Annotated in this window: 17 protein-coding genes, 1 tRNA gene and 2 pseudogenes; 9 read left to right on the forward strand and 11 right to left on the reverse strand. The window is 60.9% G+C overall.

Translation table 11 applies throughout. The features are described from left to right. Positions 1–361: 361 nt before the first annotated feature. Positions 362–446 (reverse strand) — tRNA-Leu (locus LB565_RS29225). Between the two features lie 446 nt (positions 447–892). Here LB565_RS29225 and tig point away from each other — a divergent pair. The 4 genes from tig (at position 893) to LB565_RS29245 (ending at position 5,024) form a co-directional block, all read left to right on the forward strand. Further along, positions 893–2,392, forward strand: a complete 1,500-nt coding sequence (gene tig, locus LB565_RS29230) for a trigger factor (RefSeq protein ID WP_224589544.1) — start codon at positions 893–895, stop codon at positions 2,390–2,392. A 193-nt stretch (positions 2,393–2,585) separates the two neighbouring features. Further along, positions 2,586–3,098: a hypothetical protein gene (locus LB565_RS29235; RefSeq protein ID WP_224589545.1), complete on the forward strand. Its 513-nt coding sequence runs from the start codon at positions 2,586–2,588 to the stop codon at positions 3,096–3,098. A 233-nt stretch (positions 3,099–3,331) separates the two neighbouring features. Continuing rightward, a complete protein-coding gene (locus LB565_RS29240; RefSeq protein ID WP_224589546.1) occupies positions 3,332–3,712 on the forward strand; it encodes a c-type cytochrome in 381 nt (126 codons plus the stop codon). A 481-nt stretch (positions 3,713–4,193) separates the two neighbouring features. Beyond that, complete coding sequence (locus LB565_RS29245; protein WP_224589547.1) at positions 4,194–5,024, forward strand: DUF2189 domain-containing protein; 831 nt, start codon at positions 4,194–4,196, stop codon at positions 5,022–5,024. A gap of 24 nt (positions 5,025–5,048) precedes the next feature. On the opposite strand, the gene LB565_RS29250 is transcribed toward LB565_RS29245, so the two are convergent. The 8 genes and pseudogenes from LB565_RS29250 to LB565_RS29285 form a co-directional block, all read right to left on the reverse strand. Further along, positions 5,049–5,522: an aminoacyl-tRNA deacylase gene (locus LB565_RS29250; protein WP_224589548.1), complete on the reverse strand. Its 474-nt coding sequence runs from the start codon at positions 5,520–5,522 to the stop codon at positions 5,049–5,051. A gap of 127 nt (positions 5,523–5,649) precedes the next feature. Beyond that, complete coding sequence (locus LB565_RS29255) at positions 5,650–6,039, reverse strand: cytochrome C oxidase subunit IV family protein (RefSeq protein ID WP_224589549.1); 390 nt, start codon at positions 6,037–6,039, stop codon at positions 5,650–5,652. A 27-nt stretch (positions 6,040–6,066) separates the two neighbouring features. Further along, complete coding sequence (locus tag LB565_RS29260) at positions 6,067–6,786, reverse strand: heme-copper oxidase subunit III family protein (RefSeq protein ID WP_224511310.1); 720 nt, start codon at positions 6,784–6,786, stop codon at positions 6,067–6,069. Between the two features lie 10 nt (positions 6,787–6,796). After that, positions 6,797–7,501: a cytochrome c oxidase subunit 3 gene (locus LB565_RS29265; protein WP_224589550.1), complete on the reverse strand. Its 705-nt coding sequence runs from the start codon at positions 7,499–7,501 to the stop codon at positions 6,797–6,799. Beyond that, positions 7,498–9,267: a cytochrome c oxidase subunit I gene (gene ctaD / locus LB565_RS29270; protein ID WP_224589551.1), complete on the reverse strand. Its 1,770-nt coding sequence runs from the start codon at positions 9,265–9,267 to the stop codon at positions 7,498–7,500. Before ctaD ends, LB565_RS29265 begins: the two co-directional genes overlap by 4 nt. A gap of 21 nt (positions 9,268–9,288) precedes the next feature. Further along, positions 9,289–10,173: a cytochrome c oxidase subunit II gene (locus LB565_RS29275; protein WP_224589552.1), complete on the reverse strand. Its 885-nt coding sequence runs from the start codon at positions 10,171–10,173 to the stop codon at positions 9,289–9,291. A gap of 148 nt (positions 10,174–10,321) precedes the next feature. Continuing rightward, a pseudogene (locus tag LB565_RS29280) lies at positions 10,322–10,483 on the reverse strand (JAB domain-containing protein); the annotation flags it as partial. A 120-nt stretch (positions 10,484–10,603) separates the two neighbouring features. Next, positions 10,604–10,819, reverse strand: a complete 216-nt coding sequence (locus tag LB565_RS29285) for a helix-turn-helix transcriptional regulator (protein ID WP_224589553.1) — start codon at positions 10,817–10,819, stop codon at positions 10,604–10,606. A gap of 387 nt (positions 10,820–11,206) precedes the next feature. Here LB565_RS29285 and LB565_RS29290 point away from each other — a divergent pair, with 387 nt between their 5' ends. The 5 genes from LB565_RS29290 to LB565_RS29310 all read left to right on the forward strand — a co-directional run bounded on the left by LB565_RS29290 (position 11,207) and on the right by LB565_RS29310 (position 15,194). Beyond that, positions 11,207–11,443, forward strand: a complete 237-nt coding sequence (locus LB565_RS29290; RefSeq protein WP_224589554.1) for a multiubiquitin domain-containing protein — start codon at positions 11,207–11,209, stop codon at positions 11,441–11,443. Continuing rightward, positions 11,443–11,820, forward strand: coding sequence for an E2/UBC family protein (locus LB565_RS29295; protein ID WP_224589555.1), 378 nt, complete (start codon positions 11,443–11,445; stop codon positions 11,818–11,820). The genes LB565_RS29290 and LB565_RS29295 overlap by 1 nt, the downstream gene beginning before the upstream one ends. Then, complete coding sequence (locus tag LB565_RS29300; protein ID WP_224589556.1) at positions 11,817–13,172, forward strand: ThiF family adenylyltransferase; 1,356 nt, start codon at positions 11,817–11,819, stop codon at positions 13,170–13,172. The genes LB565_RS29295 and LB565_RS29300 overlap by 4 nt, the downstream gene beginning before the upstream one ends. A 70-nt stretch (positions 13,173–13,242) precedes the next feature. Continuing rightward, positions 13,243–14,664, forward strand: coding sequence for a hypothetical protein (locus tag LB565_RS29305; protein WP_224589557.1), 1,422 nt, complete (start codon positions 13,243–13,245; stop codon positions 14,662–14,664). Positions 14,665–14,681: 17 nt separating this feature from the next. Then, positions 14,682–15,194 (forward strand): DUF6527 family protein, encoded by a 513-nt coding sequence (locus LB565_RS29310; RefSeq protein WP_224589558.1) that lies wholly within the window; start codon positions 14,682–14,684, stop codon positions 15,192–15,194. A 390-nt stretch (positions 15,195–15,584) separates the two neighbouring features. On the opposite strand, the gene LB565_RS29315 is transcribed toward LB565_RS29310, so the two are convergent. Then, on the reverse strand, positions 15,585–16,040 hold the full coding sequence (locus LB565_RS29315) for a MucR family transcriptional regulator (RefSeq protein ID WP_224589559.1): 456 nt from the start codon (positions 16,038–16,040) through the stop codon (positions 15,585–15,587). Between the two features lie 186 nt (positions 16,041–16,226). Then, positions 16,227–16,457, reverse strand: a pseudogene (locus LB565_RS29320) (3-keto-5-aminohexanoate cleavage protein); the annotation flags it as partial. Positions 16,458–16,670 lie beyond the last annotated feature (213 nt).

Here is a 16,670-nt window from a genome sequence, read left to right on the forward strand (position 1 = left end):
TGTGTCGAAGCCTTCAAAGGCTCCAAGCATCGCGGCTTAACGCAACCCGCGAAAGGTGCGGTCGGAACAGCGCTTACAAAGCCTCAACCTGAGACGCCGCCGCGAGAGCCGACCCAACCCCCAGAACGAGAGAAATTACACGCACAATCCGACAGAGCCCCGACCCGCCTATTGCAAGTAAGAACCTGTTAAAGGGCTATTTCAAGTGCATCGGATGCGCAAAGCGGGATGGTCTCCGAGAGTGTGAGAGCCTTGCTTGCGCCGCCAGCAGATAGCTGCGGTCCTTCTTTTGCCAACGCTTGGGAGAGAGCCCCCATGTCCACTCATCTTCAGGGTGGCCTGCCACACGACGAGCGAAGGATGGTGCGGATGAAGGGACTCGAACCCCCACGCCTTTCGGCACTGGAACCTAAATCCAGGGCGTCTACCAATTCCGCCACATCCGCTTTCCCCGGCAATCCCATGTAGCCATCATTCTGTCAATGTCGAGGCTCAAGTCATGCTTATCCGGCTAAAGCGCGTCATGTCGAAAACGGTTCAGGTGACGCGCTTCAGGCCTTGTCTTGATGCGTGCCGTCTTCCCAAAACCGCTGCGCACTTTTTGGGCGGCATGCATTGGAGCGAAGATAGTTGAAAATTAGCCTAGCCTGTGACAAAAGGCGTGTCGAATGTGACGGAACGTGAATTTCCGCTTCTGCAAGATGTGAAAAGTTACAGGAAAAACAAAAACTTATTCGCATCCGGCAAGGCGCAGTTCAGGAGAGCTTGAACCGCATCGGCGGTCAAATCGCCGGGTTCCGTACCAAAAGCCATTTCCGGCAAGATCATACCGGCAGGCTGTAAACGGCTAAGACCGTTTGGCAGTCTCATTGTTGAAAACAAAGGTTCTAGGATGCAGGTCACCGAAACGCTCAACTCCGGTCTCAAGCGCGAGATCAAGATCACCGTGCCGGCCGGTGACATGGAAGCCAAGCTGATGGCGCGGCTGACCGATGCCCGCGACAAGGTGCGCATCAACGGCTTCCGCCCAGGCAAGGTACCGGTGCAGCATCTGCGCAAGATGTACGGCAAGTCGTTCATGGCCGAGGTCGTCAACGAGATCCTCAACGACTCGACCCGTTCGATCATCTCGGGGCGCGGTGAAAAGGCCGCCATGCAGCCCGAAGTGATCATGACCGAGGACGAGAAGGAGGCCGAGAAGATCCTGGCCGGTGGCGCCGATTTCGAATTCAGCCTCAACTACGAGGTCATCCCGGCGATCGAGATCAAGGACTTCTCCGACATCAAGGTAACGCGTCAGGTTTATGACGTGCCGGAATCGGAAGTCGAGGACCAGGTCAAGCGCGTCGCCGAATCGGCGCGCAGCTACGAGCCGAAGACCGGCAAGGCCGCCGAGGGCGACCGCGTGAGCATCGACTATGTCGGCAAGATCGACGGCGAGGCTTTCGCCGGCGGCGCCGGCACCGACCAGCCGCTGGTGCTTGGCTCCAAGGAGTTCATCCCGGGCTTCGAGGACCAGCTGATCGGCACGAAGGCCGGCGACGAGAAGCAGATCACCGTCACCTTCCCCGAAAACTACCAGGCGGCGCATCTTGCCGGCAAGGAAGCCACCTTTGACGTCACCGTCAAGGAAGTTTCGGCACCCGGCGAGCTCGAAGTCAATGACGAGACTGCCAAGAATCTCGGCCTGGAATCGCTCGAGCGCCTGCGCGAGATCGTGCGCGGCCAGATCGAGAACCAGTTCGGCTCGATGACCCGCCAGAAGGTGAAGCGCCAGCTGCTCGACCAGCTCGACGCATCCTATTCCTTCGAGGCGCCCTCCAAGCTCGTCGAGGCCGAGTTCAACAACATCTGGGCTCAGGTCAACCGCGATCTCGAAGCAGCCGGCCGCACTTTCGCCGACGAAGAGACGACGGAAGAAGAGGCGCGCGCCGAATATATGCGCCTTGCCGAGCGCCGCGTGCGCCTTGGCCTGGTGCTGGCCGAGATCGGTGAGAAGGCCGGCGTCACCGTGTCGGACGAGGAATTGCAGCGCGGCCTGTTCGAGCAGGTGCGTCGCTTCCCGGCCAACCAGCAGCAGGAAGCCTTCGAGTACTACCGCAGCAACCCGGAAGCCATCAACGCGCTGAGGGCGCCGATTTTCGAGGAGAAGGTCGTCGACTATCTGCTCGGCCAAATTACGGTCAATGACGTCAAGGTCGGCAAGGATGAGCTGATGGCCGACGACGAGGAGGCCGAAACCGCGACCAAGGCGAAGCCGGCCAAGAAGGCCTCGTCGAAGAAGGCCGAAGCCAAGGCAAGTGAGGCAAAGGCCGACGAAGCCGCCGCCGAGGCCGACGAGCCGAAGAAGAAGGCGGCGCCGAAGAAGAAGGCTGCCAAGGAAGCCGAGTAACAGGTTTCAACACCGCGATTTGGAAAGGCCGCCTCCGGGCGGCCTTTTTCCTTAGGAGCTACTTCATTGTGGCGGCGCGGCAACACCGACAACTAGTCTTGATCGTCCGCCGCTGGCGATACCAACCGTTGAACATTATCTGCGTTTCATTCGCATTCGCGGGTGTTTGGAGGCATTGGTGAGGCTGGGGTTCATGATGAGAGACGTGGTCGCCGCCGCGGCGCTCTTGTTTGCCGCAGCAACCGGCATCGCGCGGGCCGAACCGGATCTCGGCAATTGGAGCGTCGGCGCCGGCGACAACGGCCAGATCACCGCATCGCTGCACGCCAGCAACAAGCTGATCACCGGGGGCGGGGCGCTGGGCTACAGCCCGGTGCTGACGTTGGCTTGCCGGCCCGACGGCGAACCGCGATGGAGCGAATGGCTCCAGCTCAATGACGCCGTCTCCGCCAGCCGCAAGATCACCATCTCCGTCATTGTCGATGGCGCCGGCAAAACCGATGAAAGCTGGTCGGTCGGCCCGCGCGGCAGAACGCTGGTCAGGGATGGAGACGACGGCATCAGGCGCCTGGCTTCGGCGAACCGGCTGACGCTGTCATGGCGCTTCGGCCTGCTGTCGGGGCGGGGCGAGGCCGATTTCGAGCTCGCCGGTCTCTCCGAGGCGATCGGCCAGATCGCGGCGAGCTGCAAAACTGATCCGCCCTGATCGCTGTCGTTCATAACAGGCTTGCACCGGGTTTGCCCTTTTTGGGCAGCTAGGCCTCGGCGCGCGGCCTAAGCCTCCTCAAGAGCTGGCTTTTTTTGCCCATTGGTTCGATTCTGTGGTATGTAGATGCCGCAATTCCACTGAAGAGACGCGGACGCCCACCATGCAGGGTACGCCAGCGGACCGGCGTGGCGCGGGTCGTCCGACGCAAACGACGATCGGGAGGAAGTGCCATGCGCGCAACCGCGCTTTTCATCGTCTTGTCCGTTACGACCTTCTTTGCAAGCCCATCGCAGGCGCAGGACGCCGCCGCAGGCGAGAAGGTGTTCACCAAGTGCAAGGTTTGCCACATTGCCGACCAGGACCAGAATAAGGTCGGCCCGTCTCTGCACGGCGTCATCGGGCGCACCGCGGGCACGCACCCCGGTTTCACCTATTCCACGGCCATGATCGAGGCCGGAAAATCCGGCATCAAATGGGACGAACCTACGCTGACAAAATACCTTCACGACCCCAAGGCTATGGTCAAAGGGACGAAGATGGCGTTTCCCGGCCTCAAGAGCGATCAGGACATAGCCAACGTCATCGCCTACCTGAAGCAGTTCTCCAAGTAAGCAGCCCCTTCCGGCCCGGTCGGTGGTCGCCGGATTTGCCCGACCCAAGGCGGCCGGCAATTGCGCTGCCGAAATGTCGCGCCCGTGCCGTCACGCCGGCAGCGCAAAGAATCCCAACATCAGCAGAACAACTATGCCAAGGCCGAGTATGAGAAGCGTCCGCGTGTCCATGACGTTCGCCTTCGACCGGGCGCATGACCCTAAAAATCGGGAAAGGATCAAGCGCCAATCGGAATGATCCAGCGCCCTTGTGCGCCCCGGAAGAGGCGCGCCGCGCTGTACAAGAATACCGCAAAAAAGCCTCTGGAACCAGCGCACAGCCCTGGCCGGCCACCGCACCTGTTCAAATGAAAAGACGACAAACCGGGCGCGAAGGAGTATGTTGGCTGCCGGTGCAGGTCGCGGTTTGCGTGGCCAGCCATGCAAAGCGGTAGCACCGCGAATCCGCGACCTTGCCGGACTTGGTCTGGAGGGATTGGTCATGGCAAGCTTTCACGTGATTGCGGGGGCCAGCGAGACGCTGGAGCACACCAGAGTTAGAAAGGTCAGCATTTCCGACCTTTTCGATGCGCTCAGGCGCGGCATCGACGACTTCATGGTCAAACCCTCGCACATCGTCTTTTTGTGCATGATCTATCCGCTCGTCGGCGTGGTGCTTGCCACCTGGACATCGGGAGCGAACGCGCTGCCGCTGCTGTTTCCGCTGGTATCCGGCTTTGCGCTGATCGGTCCGTTCGCGGCGATCGGTCTCTACGAGATCAGCCGCAGACGGGAAGCCGGGCTCGATGCATCCTGGAGCCACGCGTTCGAGGTCAGGAACTCCCCCGCACTGCCGGCCATCGCCGCGGTCGGGATCATGCTGTTTGCGATCTTCATCGTGTGGCTTCTGACCGCCAAGCTCTTCTACGAATACCTGTTCGGTCCCGAGCCTCCGGCGTCGCTGTCCAGCTTCATAGCAGAAATATTCGCCACCGGGCGCGGCTGGACTTTGATCGTGCTGGGCCACGCCATCGGGTTCCTATTTGCCGTGGTCGTGTTGTGCACCACCGTGGTCGCGTTCCCGCTGCTGCTTGATCGCGATGTCGGCGCCTATGAAGCCATCCACACTTCGGTGCGCGTGGTCCTGGCCAACCCCATTGTGATGGCCATCTGGGGACTTATCGTCGCCGTTGGGCTGATTATCGGATCCTTGGCTATTTTTGCAGGACTGGCGGTCGTCCTGCCGATCCTCGGCCACTCCACCTGGCATGTTTACCGCAAGGCCGTAGAGCCGGCCGCCCCGGACCGTCGAAGTAATCAGGCCCTGTCGTGACGCAGCGGCGGGAGTGTCGGCGCGTCAGAAGGCCGGATAACTGAACCGCGCCTGGCGCGCGTCCGTCGTCAGGCTGCGGAAATCATTGCCACTGACATGCACAAGCGTCTTGTGGTCGCCGCCCTCGAAATAGATATCGGCGGCATCGCGCAGGCTTTCGTCCAGAATGACCGGCACGTCGTAAGCCGCGCCGATCGGCGGTATGGCGCCGATGTCGCAATCGTCAAAGAGCGATACGACTTCGTCTTCGGAAGCGAGGCCGAGACGTTTGTCCATGACGTCCTGCAGCTTGCCGAGTTCGATCCTGTGGGTGCTTGGAACCACGGCCAGCGCATAACCGAGCTCGTGATGAACGACCACGGATTTCGCCATGATGCTGCCGGGCACATGCGCGGCAATGGCGGCCTGCCTGCTCGTGGCAGTTCGATGATGCCCGACGGTATCGTAGCGGATGCCCTTGCCGTCGATAAAGTTTCTCAGTCTGTTTGCTATTGTCATTGTCCGCGTCCTTTGCTTGAGTTCACGGCGCGTACGCCAAACCAAAAATGGGCCGGCGGCCTGTTGTTCAAGGCATTGGAGCCGGCCTTCTCCGGCTGCTCATGCTGCGGCTGACCCTTATCGGGTGTCAGGGGCCAGGCCCGAAAAACGCGATACGGGTCAGCAGCGTATAGTCGGCCTCGAGGACCATCATCGTCACGAAAACGAGCACCAATATCGGCGGCAGGATGATTGCATACATCATCGCCAGCCGCTCCCAGGCCATGTGCATGAAGACGGCGACGATCAGTCCTGCCTTGAGCATCATGAAGATCAGGATCAGCGACCATCTGAGGTAGCCGTGGAGGCCGAAATAGTCGACCAGATAGGAGCAGGTGCTGAGAATGAACAGCCACGCCCACACCACCAGATAAAGCTTGATCGGGTGCTCCTGATGCGTCTCCGCCTTGGCGACAATCGCTGCGTCATGGGGATGCAGCGCGTGTTGTCCGAGACCGTTTGCGGTTGCTTCAGCCATGTCTGCCTCTCAACAAAGCCTGCCTTCTCACCAAAGATAGAAGAAGGCGAAAATGAACACCCAGACCAGGTCGACGAAATGCCAGTAGAGTCCCATGATCTCGACATTCTCGTAGCGGCCGCGGCGACTGGTGAAAAAACCGGGCCGTCCGACGTCGAAATCGCCGCGCCAGACTTTTCGCGCCACGATGATCAGGAAGATGACCCCGATCGTGACGTGTGTGCCGTGGAAGCCGGTGATCATGAAAAAGCATGAGCCGAATTGCGCGGCTCCCCAGGGGTTGCCCCAGGGCCGGACCCCTTCGGTGATCAGCTTGGTCCATTCGAAGGCCTGCATGCCGACGAAGGTCGCGCCGAGCGCGGCGGTCAAAAGCATCAGGATCGCGGTTTTGCGACGATCGCGGCGATAGCCGAAATTGACCGCCATGGCCATGGTTCCGCTGCTCGAGATGAGAACGAATGTCATGATGGCGATCAGGATCAGCGGGATCTCCGAGCCGCCGATGCGCAAGGCGAAGACCTCGCTTGGATTCGGCCACGGCACCCGCGTGGAGATCCGCGCCGTCATATAAGAAAGCAGGAAGCAACCGAAAATGAAGGTGTCGCTGAGCAGGAAGATCCACATCATGGCCTTGCCCCAGGACACGTTCTTGAACGCGCGCTGATCCGAGGCCCAGTCGGCGGCGATCCCGCGCCAGCCTGGGGGACGATCCAACTGGCTGGTATGCGTCAATGTGGTCTCGGCCATCGCCACTCTCCTAGGTCAGCAGCCGTTGGCAAATGCTCACGAACGTCGCCGCCCAACCAGCCAGGACGGCGAAGATGCACAGCCAGACGAAAAGCAGGAAATGCCAATACATGGCGCACAGCTCGACGCTGAGGCGCAGCCGCTCCGGCCGCGTTCCGTTCCAGGCGCCGGCGCTCGTCCTGCCAAGGCCAACCAGCCCGCCCAGTATGTGCAGGCCATGCATCGCAGTGATCAGATAGAAGAAGCTGTTAGCCGGGTTGGAGGCCAACAGGTAGCCATCCTCAGTCAGCTGCCGCCAAGCAATCAACTGGCCGGCGAGGAAGGCGAGGGAGGTCAATCCCGCCGTCGCAAGACCGAGCCTGACCATGTCCACCTGGCCTCTGCGCGCAGCGACGACGGCGCATTGCAGCGCGACGCTGCTCAGCGCCAGCACGCCGGTGTTGAGCCAAAGCAGGCGCGGCAGCGGCAGCGGCCGCCAATCCGACAGGCCCATGCGCATGAAATAGGCGCTGGTGAACAGCGAGAACAGGCAGCCGACGACGGCGAGGAAGACGCCGAGGCCGATCTTGGCGGTGGGCAGGGACGACCGGTCGAAGCCGACGAAGTCCCCGGCCACGCCTTGCTCCAGCCAAGGCTTCGCCGTCAACCGCTGGTGCGAAAGCCACCAACCGGCAAAGCCGGCGATCACCAGCAGGAAGACCAGGATGACGCTCATGCCGGCTCCCTGGAGGGGCCGAAGGAGCCCGGCACGTTCTGCGGGATGAAGTCCTCCTTGGCGCCCGGCACGCTGTAGTCGTAGGCCCAACGATAGACGATCGGCAGTTCCTTGCCGAAATTGCCGTGCGCCGGCGGCGTCTCAGGCGTCTGCCATTCGAGCGTCGTTGCCCGCCACGGATTGCCGCCGGCCTCACGGCCATGGCGGATGCTCCAGATCAGGTTGAACAGGAACACCATCTGGGCGAAGCCGACGATGAAGGCCATGATGCTGATGAACGAGTTCAGATGGTGGGCCGATTCCGTCATGATATTCATGTCGGTCAGTTCCGCGTAACGGCGTGGAATGCCCATCAGGCCGAGATAGTGCATGGGGAAGAAGATCAGATAGGCGCCGAGGAAGGTCACCCAGAAATGGAAGCGGCCGAGCGTCTCGTTGAGCATCCGTCCGGTGACCTTCGGATACCAGTGATAGATCGCGCCGAAGATCACCAGGATCGGCGCGACGCCCATGACCATGTGGAAATGTGCGACGACGAACATCGTGTCCGACAGCGGCACGTCGACGACGACGTTGCCGAGGAACAAGCCCGTCAGGCCGCCATTGACGAAGGTGACGATGAAAGCGAGCGCGAACAGCATCGGAATTGTGAGGTGGATGTCGCCGCGCCACAATGTCAGCACCCAGTTATAGACCTTGATCGCGGTCGGCACCGCAATGATCAACGTCGTGGTGGCAAAGAAGAAGCCGAAATACGGATTCATGCCGCTGACATACATATGGTGCGCCCAGACCACGAAGCTCAGCGCGCCGATGGCGATGATGGCCCAGACCATCATGCGATAGCCGAAGATGTTCTTGCGCGCATGTGTGCTGATCAGGTCGGACACGATGCCGAAGGCCGGCAGCGCCACGATGTAGACTTCGGGGTGGCCGAAGAACCAGAACAGATGCTGGAACAGGATCGGGCTGCCGCCATTGTGCTGCAGTTGCTGGCCCATCTCGACGATTGCCGGCATGAAGAAGGAAGTGCCCAGCAGACGGTCGAGCAGCATCATCACACAAGCAACGAACAGTGCCGGGAAGGCCAGAAGCGCCATGACCGTGGCGGTGAAGATGCCCCAGACGGTGAGCGGCAGGCGCATCAAGGTCATGCCGCGCGTGCGGCCTTGCAGCACCGTCACCACATAGTTCAGGCCACCCATGGTAAAGCCGATGATGAACAGAATGAGCGAAGAGAGCATCAGGATGATGCCCCAGTCCTGGCCACCCGGGGTGCCGCTCGTGATCGCCTGCGGCGGGTAAAGCGTCCAGCCCGCGCCCGTCGGCCCGCCCGGCGCAAAGAAGCTCGACACCAGGACCAGCACGGCGAGCAGATAGACCCAATAGCTCAGCATGTTGACATAGGGAAAGACCATGTCGCGGGCGCCGACCATCAGCGGAATGAGGTAATTGCCGAAGCCGCCAAGGAAGAGCGCGGTGAGCAAATAGATCACCATGATCATGCCGTGCATGGTGATGAACTGATAGTAGGCCTCCGGAGTGATGAAATCGAACGTGCCGGGGAAGCCGAGCTGCAGGCGCATCAGCCAGGACAGCATCAGCGCGACGAGGCCGATAGCCGTCGCCGTCGCCGAATACTGGACTGCTATGACCTTGGCGTCCTGTGAGAAGACGTATTTCGTCCACCAGCTGTGCGGATGGTAGAGCTCCATCTCCGCGACTTCGGCGGGCGGAACGGCATCTGCGGGTGTGACGTCGACCATGGGAGCACCTCCGTGCCCTGTTCAGCGGGCCTCGAGCGTTTCGAGTTTTGCCGCGACGTCCAAACTGGACGCTATCGTCTTTTCCGACGGTTGGTTCGCCGAGCCCGTTTGTTTGGGCGCGGACAATTGCGCAAAGGTCTGTTGCTGGCCGAGCCAGGCCAGATAATCCTGCTCGGTGTCGACCATGACCACGCCATGCATCAGCGGATGTCCCTGGCCGCACAGCTCGGCGCACAAGACCTGAAAGGTTCCGGTCCGCGTTGGCGTGAACCAGAAGTACGTGACCGATCCCGGGATCATATCCATCTTGGCGCGGAATTCCGGGATGTAGAAATCGTGCAGCACGTCGATCGAGCGCAACAGCACCTTGACCGGCTTGCCGACCGGCAGGTGCAGGTCCGCCGCCTCGACCACGACGTCGTCCTGGCCGTTCGGGTCTCCGGGTACGATGCCGAGCGGGTTTTCAGCCGAGACGATGCGAGTGTCGGAGGTACCGAGCTTGCCGTCCTTGCCGGGCAGGCGGAAGCTCCATTGCCATTGCTGGCCGATAACCTCGATATCGGCGGCATCGCCGGGAACGTTGACGAACCGGCTCCAGACGAAGAGGCCGGGAACCAGCAAGGCGGTGACACCGGCTGCCGTTGCGATCATCAGCCACGATTCGAGACGCTTGTTCTCCGGTTCATATGCCGCGCGATTGCCTTCCCGATGCCGGAAGCGGAAGACGCAATAAGCCATAAAGAGCACGACAGCGGCAAAGACGATGCCGGTGATCCAAAAGCTGATGATGATAGTGTTGTCGATGTAGTCCCAGTTCGAGGCGATCGGCGTCCACCACCATGGGCTCAGGAGGTGGAACAGCACCGAGCCCACAACGATCAAAACGAGTACAAGCACAATGGCCATGTCCCGTCCTCCCGGTATTTCACCGGAGCGCGAAGCATCCCAGGGAAATACCAAGTTCCATCATGCTTGATTTTCTGCCGAAATTCCAGAGCCGACTATCTGGTCAGGAGATGATGTCCCGGCAATCTCGATATACCGGGCAAACGCCTCAAATCAGCAGCAGGCCCTTCATCGAGGCATTGCCCTTGCGGCCGATGATGATGTGGTCGTGCACGGCAATGCCGAGGGGCTTGGCCGTGTCGATGATCTGCTTGGTCATCTCGATGTCGGCGCGAGACGGCGTCGGATCGCCGGAAGGGTGGTTGTGCAACTTCCCTGCGTCATGCATTATCTTATTGAAAAATAAGATAAATATCTTTGATGTTGAGGACGGCTGGGATTGGCATATGGGGGCGGTACGGGCTGCATCTCTGCCGTCGATCACACTCGCTCATCGGCGTTTATGGTGAGTCGCGTTGACGCACGCAATCTTATTTTTCTGATCCCACATCTCAAGCTCTTCAACTGGGTACAACACGGCTTTGCCAAGCTTGACGTAGCCCGGTCCAATTCTCTTGGCCCGCCAATTTCGCAGAGTTCCAAGAGAAATGCTTCCGCGGTAGCGCTCGGCGACTTCCTCAGCCGTCAAAAATTTCCTGTCGTCCATCAGCCTCTCCAAATGTCCGACGTCAAGAGCGTTTGAGCAGGCTCAAGCACGTTCTCGAACCGTCAATCATCCAGTTGCACGGCCATGGGTGGGTATGTGGATCGGAGATGGAAGCTGAAGTGTGCGGGAGTAGAGGCGGCGGATATGGCGGGATAGAGATCGGATGATCAGCCAAGCCCAACGCCCAACCGGGTTCGGCGATGCCTTAGGGGATGAAAAAGTTCCCGGAAGATCCTATATAAGTGGCAGATAGGACGCAGCCTTCAACCGGCAGGGGAGGAACGTGTATCGAGCTTTCGCCGTGTGGCCTTTCACGGTAGGAGAGCTTGGTGCCTCAGTTCCTGCGGAGGGAGTTCCGCAATCTGATGCGCGTTTGCAGAGGAAACGATGGCCAAAGACGATCATCCGAAATTTTCCATCAATATCGACGGTGTGCATTTCGAAGCGACCAGCGAAAGCATGACCGGCTCTGAGCTCAAACAGCTTGCTGGAAAGGATCAGCAATATCAGCTGTTCCTCGAAGGGCACGGCCACGACGCCGACCGCCAGATCGGCGACAACGAAGGCGTCGCGCTAAAAAACGGTATGCACTTCTATACGGTCCCGCCGGCAACGTTTGGCTGATGTCGATCCTCACCCGTCATTTCGAAGACTTCATCAAGAAATATCCCAATTCAACCCTCGAGCCGCAGGCAGGAGGGACGGCGGTGGTCGGCCTGTCCGGTGTTCGTCTTCCGGCAGGTTGGAACCGTGCCGAGGTCGGCGTGAAGTTCGTGGTGCCTGGCGGATATCCGCAGGCGGCACCCGACTGTTTCTGGACCGAACCGGCTCTGGCTCTTGCGCATGGGGGAGCCCCGCAAAACACCGGCCAGGCGTCGGCGCCGGGGATACCGCCGGAGTGGCTGTGGTTCTCCTGGCATCCGTCGACCTGGCAGCCCAACAGCGATAATTTGTTTACTTACCTAAACGTTATCCGGCGGCGACTCGGCGAGGCACGATGAATCGGCTGGTGTTTGCCGCGGGCGAGTGGTCGGCGCTTCGCGACGGCCTTCTCGCGCACGCGCCGCTAGAGACTGCGGCTGCGCTGATCGTTGCTGGCGGCCGCTTTGATGGCGGCATGCGATTGATCGTGCAGGACGTGATCCGGCCCGACCCTAGCGACTATATCGCCCGCAGCCGGATCGAGGCGACGTTAGCGCCCGCGTTCCTCGCCGCAGTGCTGAAGCGCGCGCGCCTAGAGGGCGTCGGCGTGATCCTGGCCCACTCGCATCCGGAGCAGCATGAGCTCGCGTTCTCGCATGTAGATGATGCGTCTCAGAAGATTCTGGCGCCCGTACAGCATTTCCGGTGCCCGGCCGGCCCCCACGGTTTCTTGGTCGCCGGGCCGACAGGGTTCCGCGGCAGGCTGTTTGATGCCAGTGGCGAAACCGTCTCAGCCATCGATCGCATCCAGGAGATCAGCCGCGAGGTTCGCAACTATGCGCCGGACTCGCGCGGAGGTAATCACGCGCTCCTGCCGGACGTTTTCGATCGCAATGTCCGAGCCTTCGGCGTCGAAGGCCAGCGAATCCTCAACAACCTGACGGTCGCGATCGTCGGCGTCGGCGGCACCGGCTCGGTAGTGGTGGAAGAGCTCGCCCGACTGGGTGTTGGGCGGTTGCTGCTGATCGACCCGGAGGAGGTTGAGCAAACCAACCTGAACCGGCTGGTGGGCGCAAGATCCGCCGATGTCGGCCAGCCGAAGGTCCTGGTTGCGCGCGACGCCGCGCAACGCGCGCAAAGTGAATTGCAGGTCGGTGCTATTAGCGGTTCGATCGTCGATGAACCAGTCGCCCGGGCTTTGCTCGACTGCGATTTCGTCATGTGCTGCACGGATTCCCATGGCAGCCGCGCGGTCCTGAACCAGATCGCCTATCAGTATCGCCTGCCCATGATCGATGTCGGTGTGCGCATCGACGCGCGTGACGAGGTAGTCACAGCGATGTCGACGCGCGTGCAGATGCTTGCCGAGCCGCTCGCCTGCCTCAATTGCCATCCGCTCCTCAACCCGGTTTCCGTGCGCCGCGACCTGCTCGCCGACGTTCGGTCCGATCCATATTTCGTCGGTCATTTCGAACCGCAGCCGGCCGTGATCTCCCTCAATGCGGCAACCTCTTCCATGGCTGTCTCGATGTTCCTTTCGGCGGTAACAGGTTTTCCCGGCTCGGCACGCCACTTGGTCGGACGGCCAATCGAAGGGTCAGTGCGGCCGGTCAGTTCGGTGCCAGACCCAAACTGCATCGTCTGTGCACGGGACAACGCGCTGGCCAAGGGGGACAGTTGGCCCATGATCTGGCGCCGCCATGAGGGCTGAGGAACGTACGAAGGTCCTGGTTGACGGCGGCGAGGTCGACCCGCCACCCTTTGAGGCCCGACAACTCGGGTTGAAGAAGGTCGAATCGGCAGCGGATCTCAACGATGGTAGCGCGCGTGCCTTGATCGTGCTCGCGGGAGCGCTCTCGTCGGACACGGATCGCCAAAACCTGGTCAAACGGCTGCGGCGTCTCGCAGCACCAGCCGCCGAACGCGGCATCTTCGTCGTTGTGGTCGCGAAAGCGGGCGAGGAGGCGGCGGCTCTGACTGTTGCGCAGTCGGGCGCGGGCCGACTGGCGCAGTGGGTCCAGCGCGCGGGCGTCGTTTTGAGGCAGCTCGCCGTGCTTCCCGACTCCGACTGGGAGAGGATTGCGGAATCCTGTGCACGGTGCCGTTGCGGTCCGTCAAGCAATGACAGCCTCGCCATCCGTGACGAAAACGGCGCCCCGCTTAAGGAGCCACTGTCCCCTGACATTGAGTTGCTGTTTCGCCGTGCGTTCCACGACTACCCCGGCATCCGGATTTCCGCGGAGGGCGGTGGCAAATCCTCAGCATCCGTGTGGAAGGTCGAAACAGAAGGGCACGAGCGGCATGCGCCGTTCATTGTCAAATCCGGCGACGCGGCGGAAATGGAGGAGCACATCAACACCTACCGGGACGTTGTGGCCGACCGCGTTCCGTTCCGTGGTTGCGCGCCGCTCTGCCTCGAGCGCTGCGTGCTGGGCGCCACGTCCCAACTGGCGGTGTCGCGCTTCGTCGAGAACGCCGTCCGGCTCGACCACGTCGTGCCGGACCGGGATGTGAGCGCCGTCGTCCAAGCAATCTACAAGACGGTCTTGGGACGATGGCGTATCCGACCCGAGAAGAAGACACTCAGTCTCCTGCCGGAGTTCCTGCCCGCCTCCAGGCAGGACGTCTATCTCAAAGGTCTTGAGCGCACGTACAAGGACCTGACGGGCGCAGGTTACACCGGTCCATCGCCGCAGAGCTTCTTTGATCGTCTCGCTGGCCTGCCGGCCGCGGAGCATTTGGTGTGCCGAGCGCATGACGATCTCAATCTGCGCAACGTATTTGTCTGCGGACGCGACGCTGAGGCGGTCCTGATCGATTTCACGCGCGCGGCCAAGCGGCCGCTTTCGCACGACGTTGCGCGCCTGGAGGTGGGCCTTGCCTTTGACACCGATCTGCAAAGCGTTCAGCCGATCCCGCCGGAGGTGCTGGAAGACTTCTATACCGGCGACCTGTTCGCGGTCTCGCTCGAACATCTGCTCAAGGGGCGGGTCGCCCCGCACCGGCTCAATGCGATCACGACCTTGCGCACGACAATCCTCGAGGAGGGGCAGGTCCACGGCGTGGACTTGAGGCGCGAGTACACGGTCGCGATCTGCGTGGGGCTGCTTTATTATGCGAAGGCCAAGAGCAATGACGCCGGCGTCGCCTACAAATGTGCGGGCAGCCTGCTTGATCGCGTCACAAATCCCTCGCTCTGGTAGGATTGGGAGTCGCGTTTTTGCTCAGGAAATCCTACGCGGTTCAATTCAAAGGCACCGTTGAGCGCCAGTCTGAAGCCATCAGCCTGGTCGAACGGCCGGGAGATGTCGTTCTGGTCGAACGGGGCGTTCCGCGGGCCTTTGTGATGAAATGCCCCGATGGATGTGGCGACGTGCTGACCGTCAATCTCGACAGTCGGGCCGGGCCCGCCTGGCGATTCTACCAGCGTGAAGACGGGTTGACCTTGTTCCCGTCCGTCTGGCGCGACACCGGTTGCGGAGCCCACTTCATCGTGTGGGACGACACCATCCACTGGACGAATGATAGCTGGGCACTTCGGCGCGACCCATCGCTCGAAGCAGCGGTCGAGGCCTGCCTGACCGACGAGCTGGTCAGTTTCGTCGACATCGCCGCGGCGCTCGACGAAGTGCCTTGGTCGGTGCTTGATGCATGCCGGTCGCTGGTCGACGGGGGCAGAGCCATCGAAGGAGCCGAGCCCAATCGAGCAAGCTTCCGTCTAGCGCGCGCATGACAAAGCTGGCATCGGCCAAGGCGCGTTGTCGGCCGTTACCGGTGGCAAGGCATCGAGACCCGCTAAGAACATGACGGCCGATTTGCGAGGGCCGAGAGCGGCAACAGCTCGAATAACGATCGCATCTCGGCGACTTCAGGTCTTTGGTCTTCGATATCGCCCACGATCGTTACGACACCGCAGGTGTATCTCAGGGGTTCGAGTCGGTGACCGCTACATCCCGACACCCACTATCGCGGAAGCACTGTTCTGCTATCGGCGACGCTCTGTCGAAAATGCAAACGTCAAAGGTCGCCTAGGGTAAGGTAGTGCGCGTCCCGGCACGTGGCCAAGGATCGTTTTGGCGAAACCGGGAGCGCCCTAGCCGGGACGCTCCAGAAGCTTGCCGCATTAAGCCTTTGGCTTGCGCTTGACAGGAGCCTTCTGGGCTGGGGTCAGCTGCGCTTTGCGTCCGAGCCCCGCCGCCTTCGCGAGCGTTGATCTTTGAGCCGCGTAGTTCGGCGCAACCATGGGGTAATCCGGCTTCAATCCCCATTTCTCGCGATATTCGTCCGGAGTGAGCCCGTAGTGTACATTGAGATGCCGTTTCAGCGATTTGAACTTCTTCCCGTCTTCAAGGCAGATGATGTAGTCCGGCGTTACCGACCTTTTGGGATTCGTGGCTGGCTCCTGCCTCGGCAACTCGGTCACGCTCGGCTGGCTAAGGCCCGTTAGCGACGAATGAATCGACGCGATGAGATCTGGCAACCCAGCAACGGGTAGTGGATTTTGGCTGACGTAGGCAGAGACAATATCTGCAGTCAGCCCGACTAGATCCGCCGTTTGGGCTTCGTTTTGATCGCTCAAGTATTCTCTCCTACAGTAGGGTAAAGCACGCCTCGCGCATCTGTCGTATAGCGGAATTTTGAGCGATGCCGAGATAAATCCCACCTGCGAGAGCTGTGAAAGGGATTTCGCCGAGGCCGAACTCGCCAGGGTGCATCCAGCTCGCCTGGGGTTCTTGGAAGCTTTTCGAACTTTCTGGGTCGCGCCTCAGCCCGAGTTGCGGGTGCTCATGGACAAAGTGGGACACTTGTCAGGTGACCGCAATTCAAACGATGACCCTGGCCTGATGAGAGCCGATGCAAGTGGCCGCTCCGCACAACTAGCGGCTACGCGGGCTATGGCAGCCACGCGCTCAGCGTTGTCGCGCGCGATTCCTCCGTCGGCATTCCATAGCGAGTTCTCGAACCCCAAACGAACATGACCGCCTAGTCCGATGGCCGCCGTTAGGAGGCGGTTTCACCGCGAACGGCAGATACTGGAAGGCGACATCCCGAGTCCGCCAATCCGCTGTCGGATGAGCGCCGGATGGCCGGAAGGCCTTGGAATTCAAGGTGTCGGCGGCTATTGAGGCGCCGGGTAGTGTGCTGAGAGTTCTGCAAATTCGCTGAGAGAGGGCGGTCATGGCAGGCTGGTGATTGTTCAAAGTCACCT

The organism is Mesorhizobium sp. CA14, from assembly GCF_020165195.1.
In the GTDB taxonomy this organism is placed as follows: domain Bacteria; phylum Pseudomonadota; class Alphaproteobacteria; order Rhizobiales; family Rhizobiaceae; genus Mesorhizobium.

What these genes read in the sequence shown, in the direction of transcription:
- tig (WP_224589544.1), top strand. Translation starts at nt 893, where the DNA reads ATGCAGGTCACCGAAACGCTCAACTCCGGTCTCAAGCGCGAGATCAAG.
- LB565_RS29235 (WP_224589545.1), top strand. Translation starts at nt 2,586, where the DNA reads ATGATGAGAGACGTGGTCGCCGCCGCGGCGCTCTTGTTTGCCGCAGCA.
- LB565_RS29240 (WP_224589546.1), top strand. Translation starts at nt 3,332, where the DNA reads ATGCGCGCAACCGCGCTTTTCATCGTCTTGTCCGTTACGACCTTCTTT.
- LB565_RS29245 (WP_224589547.1), top strand. Translation starts at nt 4,194, where the DNA reads ATGGCAAGCTTTCACGTGATTGCGGGGGCCAGCGAGACGCTGGAGCAC.
- LB565_RS29250 (WP_224589548.1), bottom strand. Translation starts at nt 5,522, where the DNA reads ATGACAATAGCAAACAGACTGAGAAACTTTATCGACGGCAAGGGCATC.
- LB565_RS29255 (WP_224589549.1), bottom strand. Translation starts at nt 6,039, where the DNA reads ATGGCTGAAGCAACCGCAAACGGTCTCGGACAACACGCGCTGCATCCC.
- LB565_RS29260 (WP_224511310.1), bottom strand. Translation starts at nt 6,786, where the DNA reads ATGGCCGAGACCACATTGACGCATACCAGCCAGTTGGATCGTCCCCCA.
- LB565_RS29265 (WP_224589550.1), bottom strand. Translation starts at nt 7,501, where the DNA reads ATGAGCGTCATCCTGGTCTTCCTGCTGGTGATCGCCGGCTTTGCCGGT.
- ctaD (WP_224589551.1), bottom strand. Translation starts at nt 9,267, where the DNA reads ATGGTCGACGTCACACCCGCAGATGCCGTTCCGCCCGCCGAAGTCGCG.
- LB565_RS29275 (WP_224589552.1), bottom strand. Translation starts at nt 10,173, where the DNA reads ATGGCCATTGTGCTTGTACTCGTTTTGATCGTTGTGGGCTCGGTGCTG.
- LB565_RS29285 (WP_224589553.1), bottom strand. Translation starts at nt 10,819, where the DNA reads ATGGACGACAGGAAATTTTTGACGGCTGAGGAAGTCGCCGAGCGCTAC.
- LB565_RS29290 (WP_224589554.1), top strand. Translation starts at nt 11,207, where the DNA reads ATGGCCAAAGACGATCATCCGAAATTTTCCATCAATATCGACGGTGTG.
- LB565_RS29295 (WP_224589555.1), top strand. Translation starts at nt 11,443, where the DNA reads ATGTCGATCCTCACCCGTCATTTCGAAGACTTCATCAAGAAATATCCC.
- LB565_RS29300 (WP_224589556.1), top strand. Translation starts at nt 11,817, where the DNA reads ATGAATCGGCTGGTGTTTGCCGCGGGCGAGTGGTCGGCGCTTCGCGAC.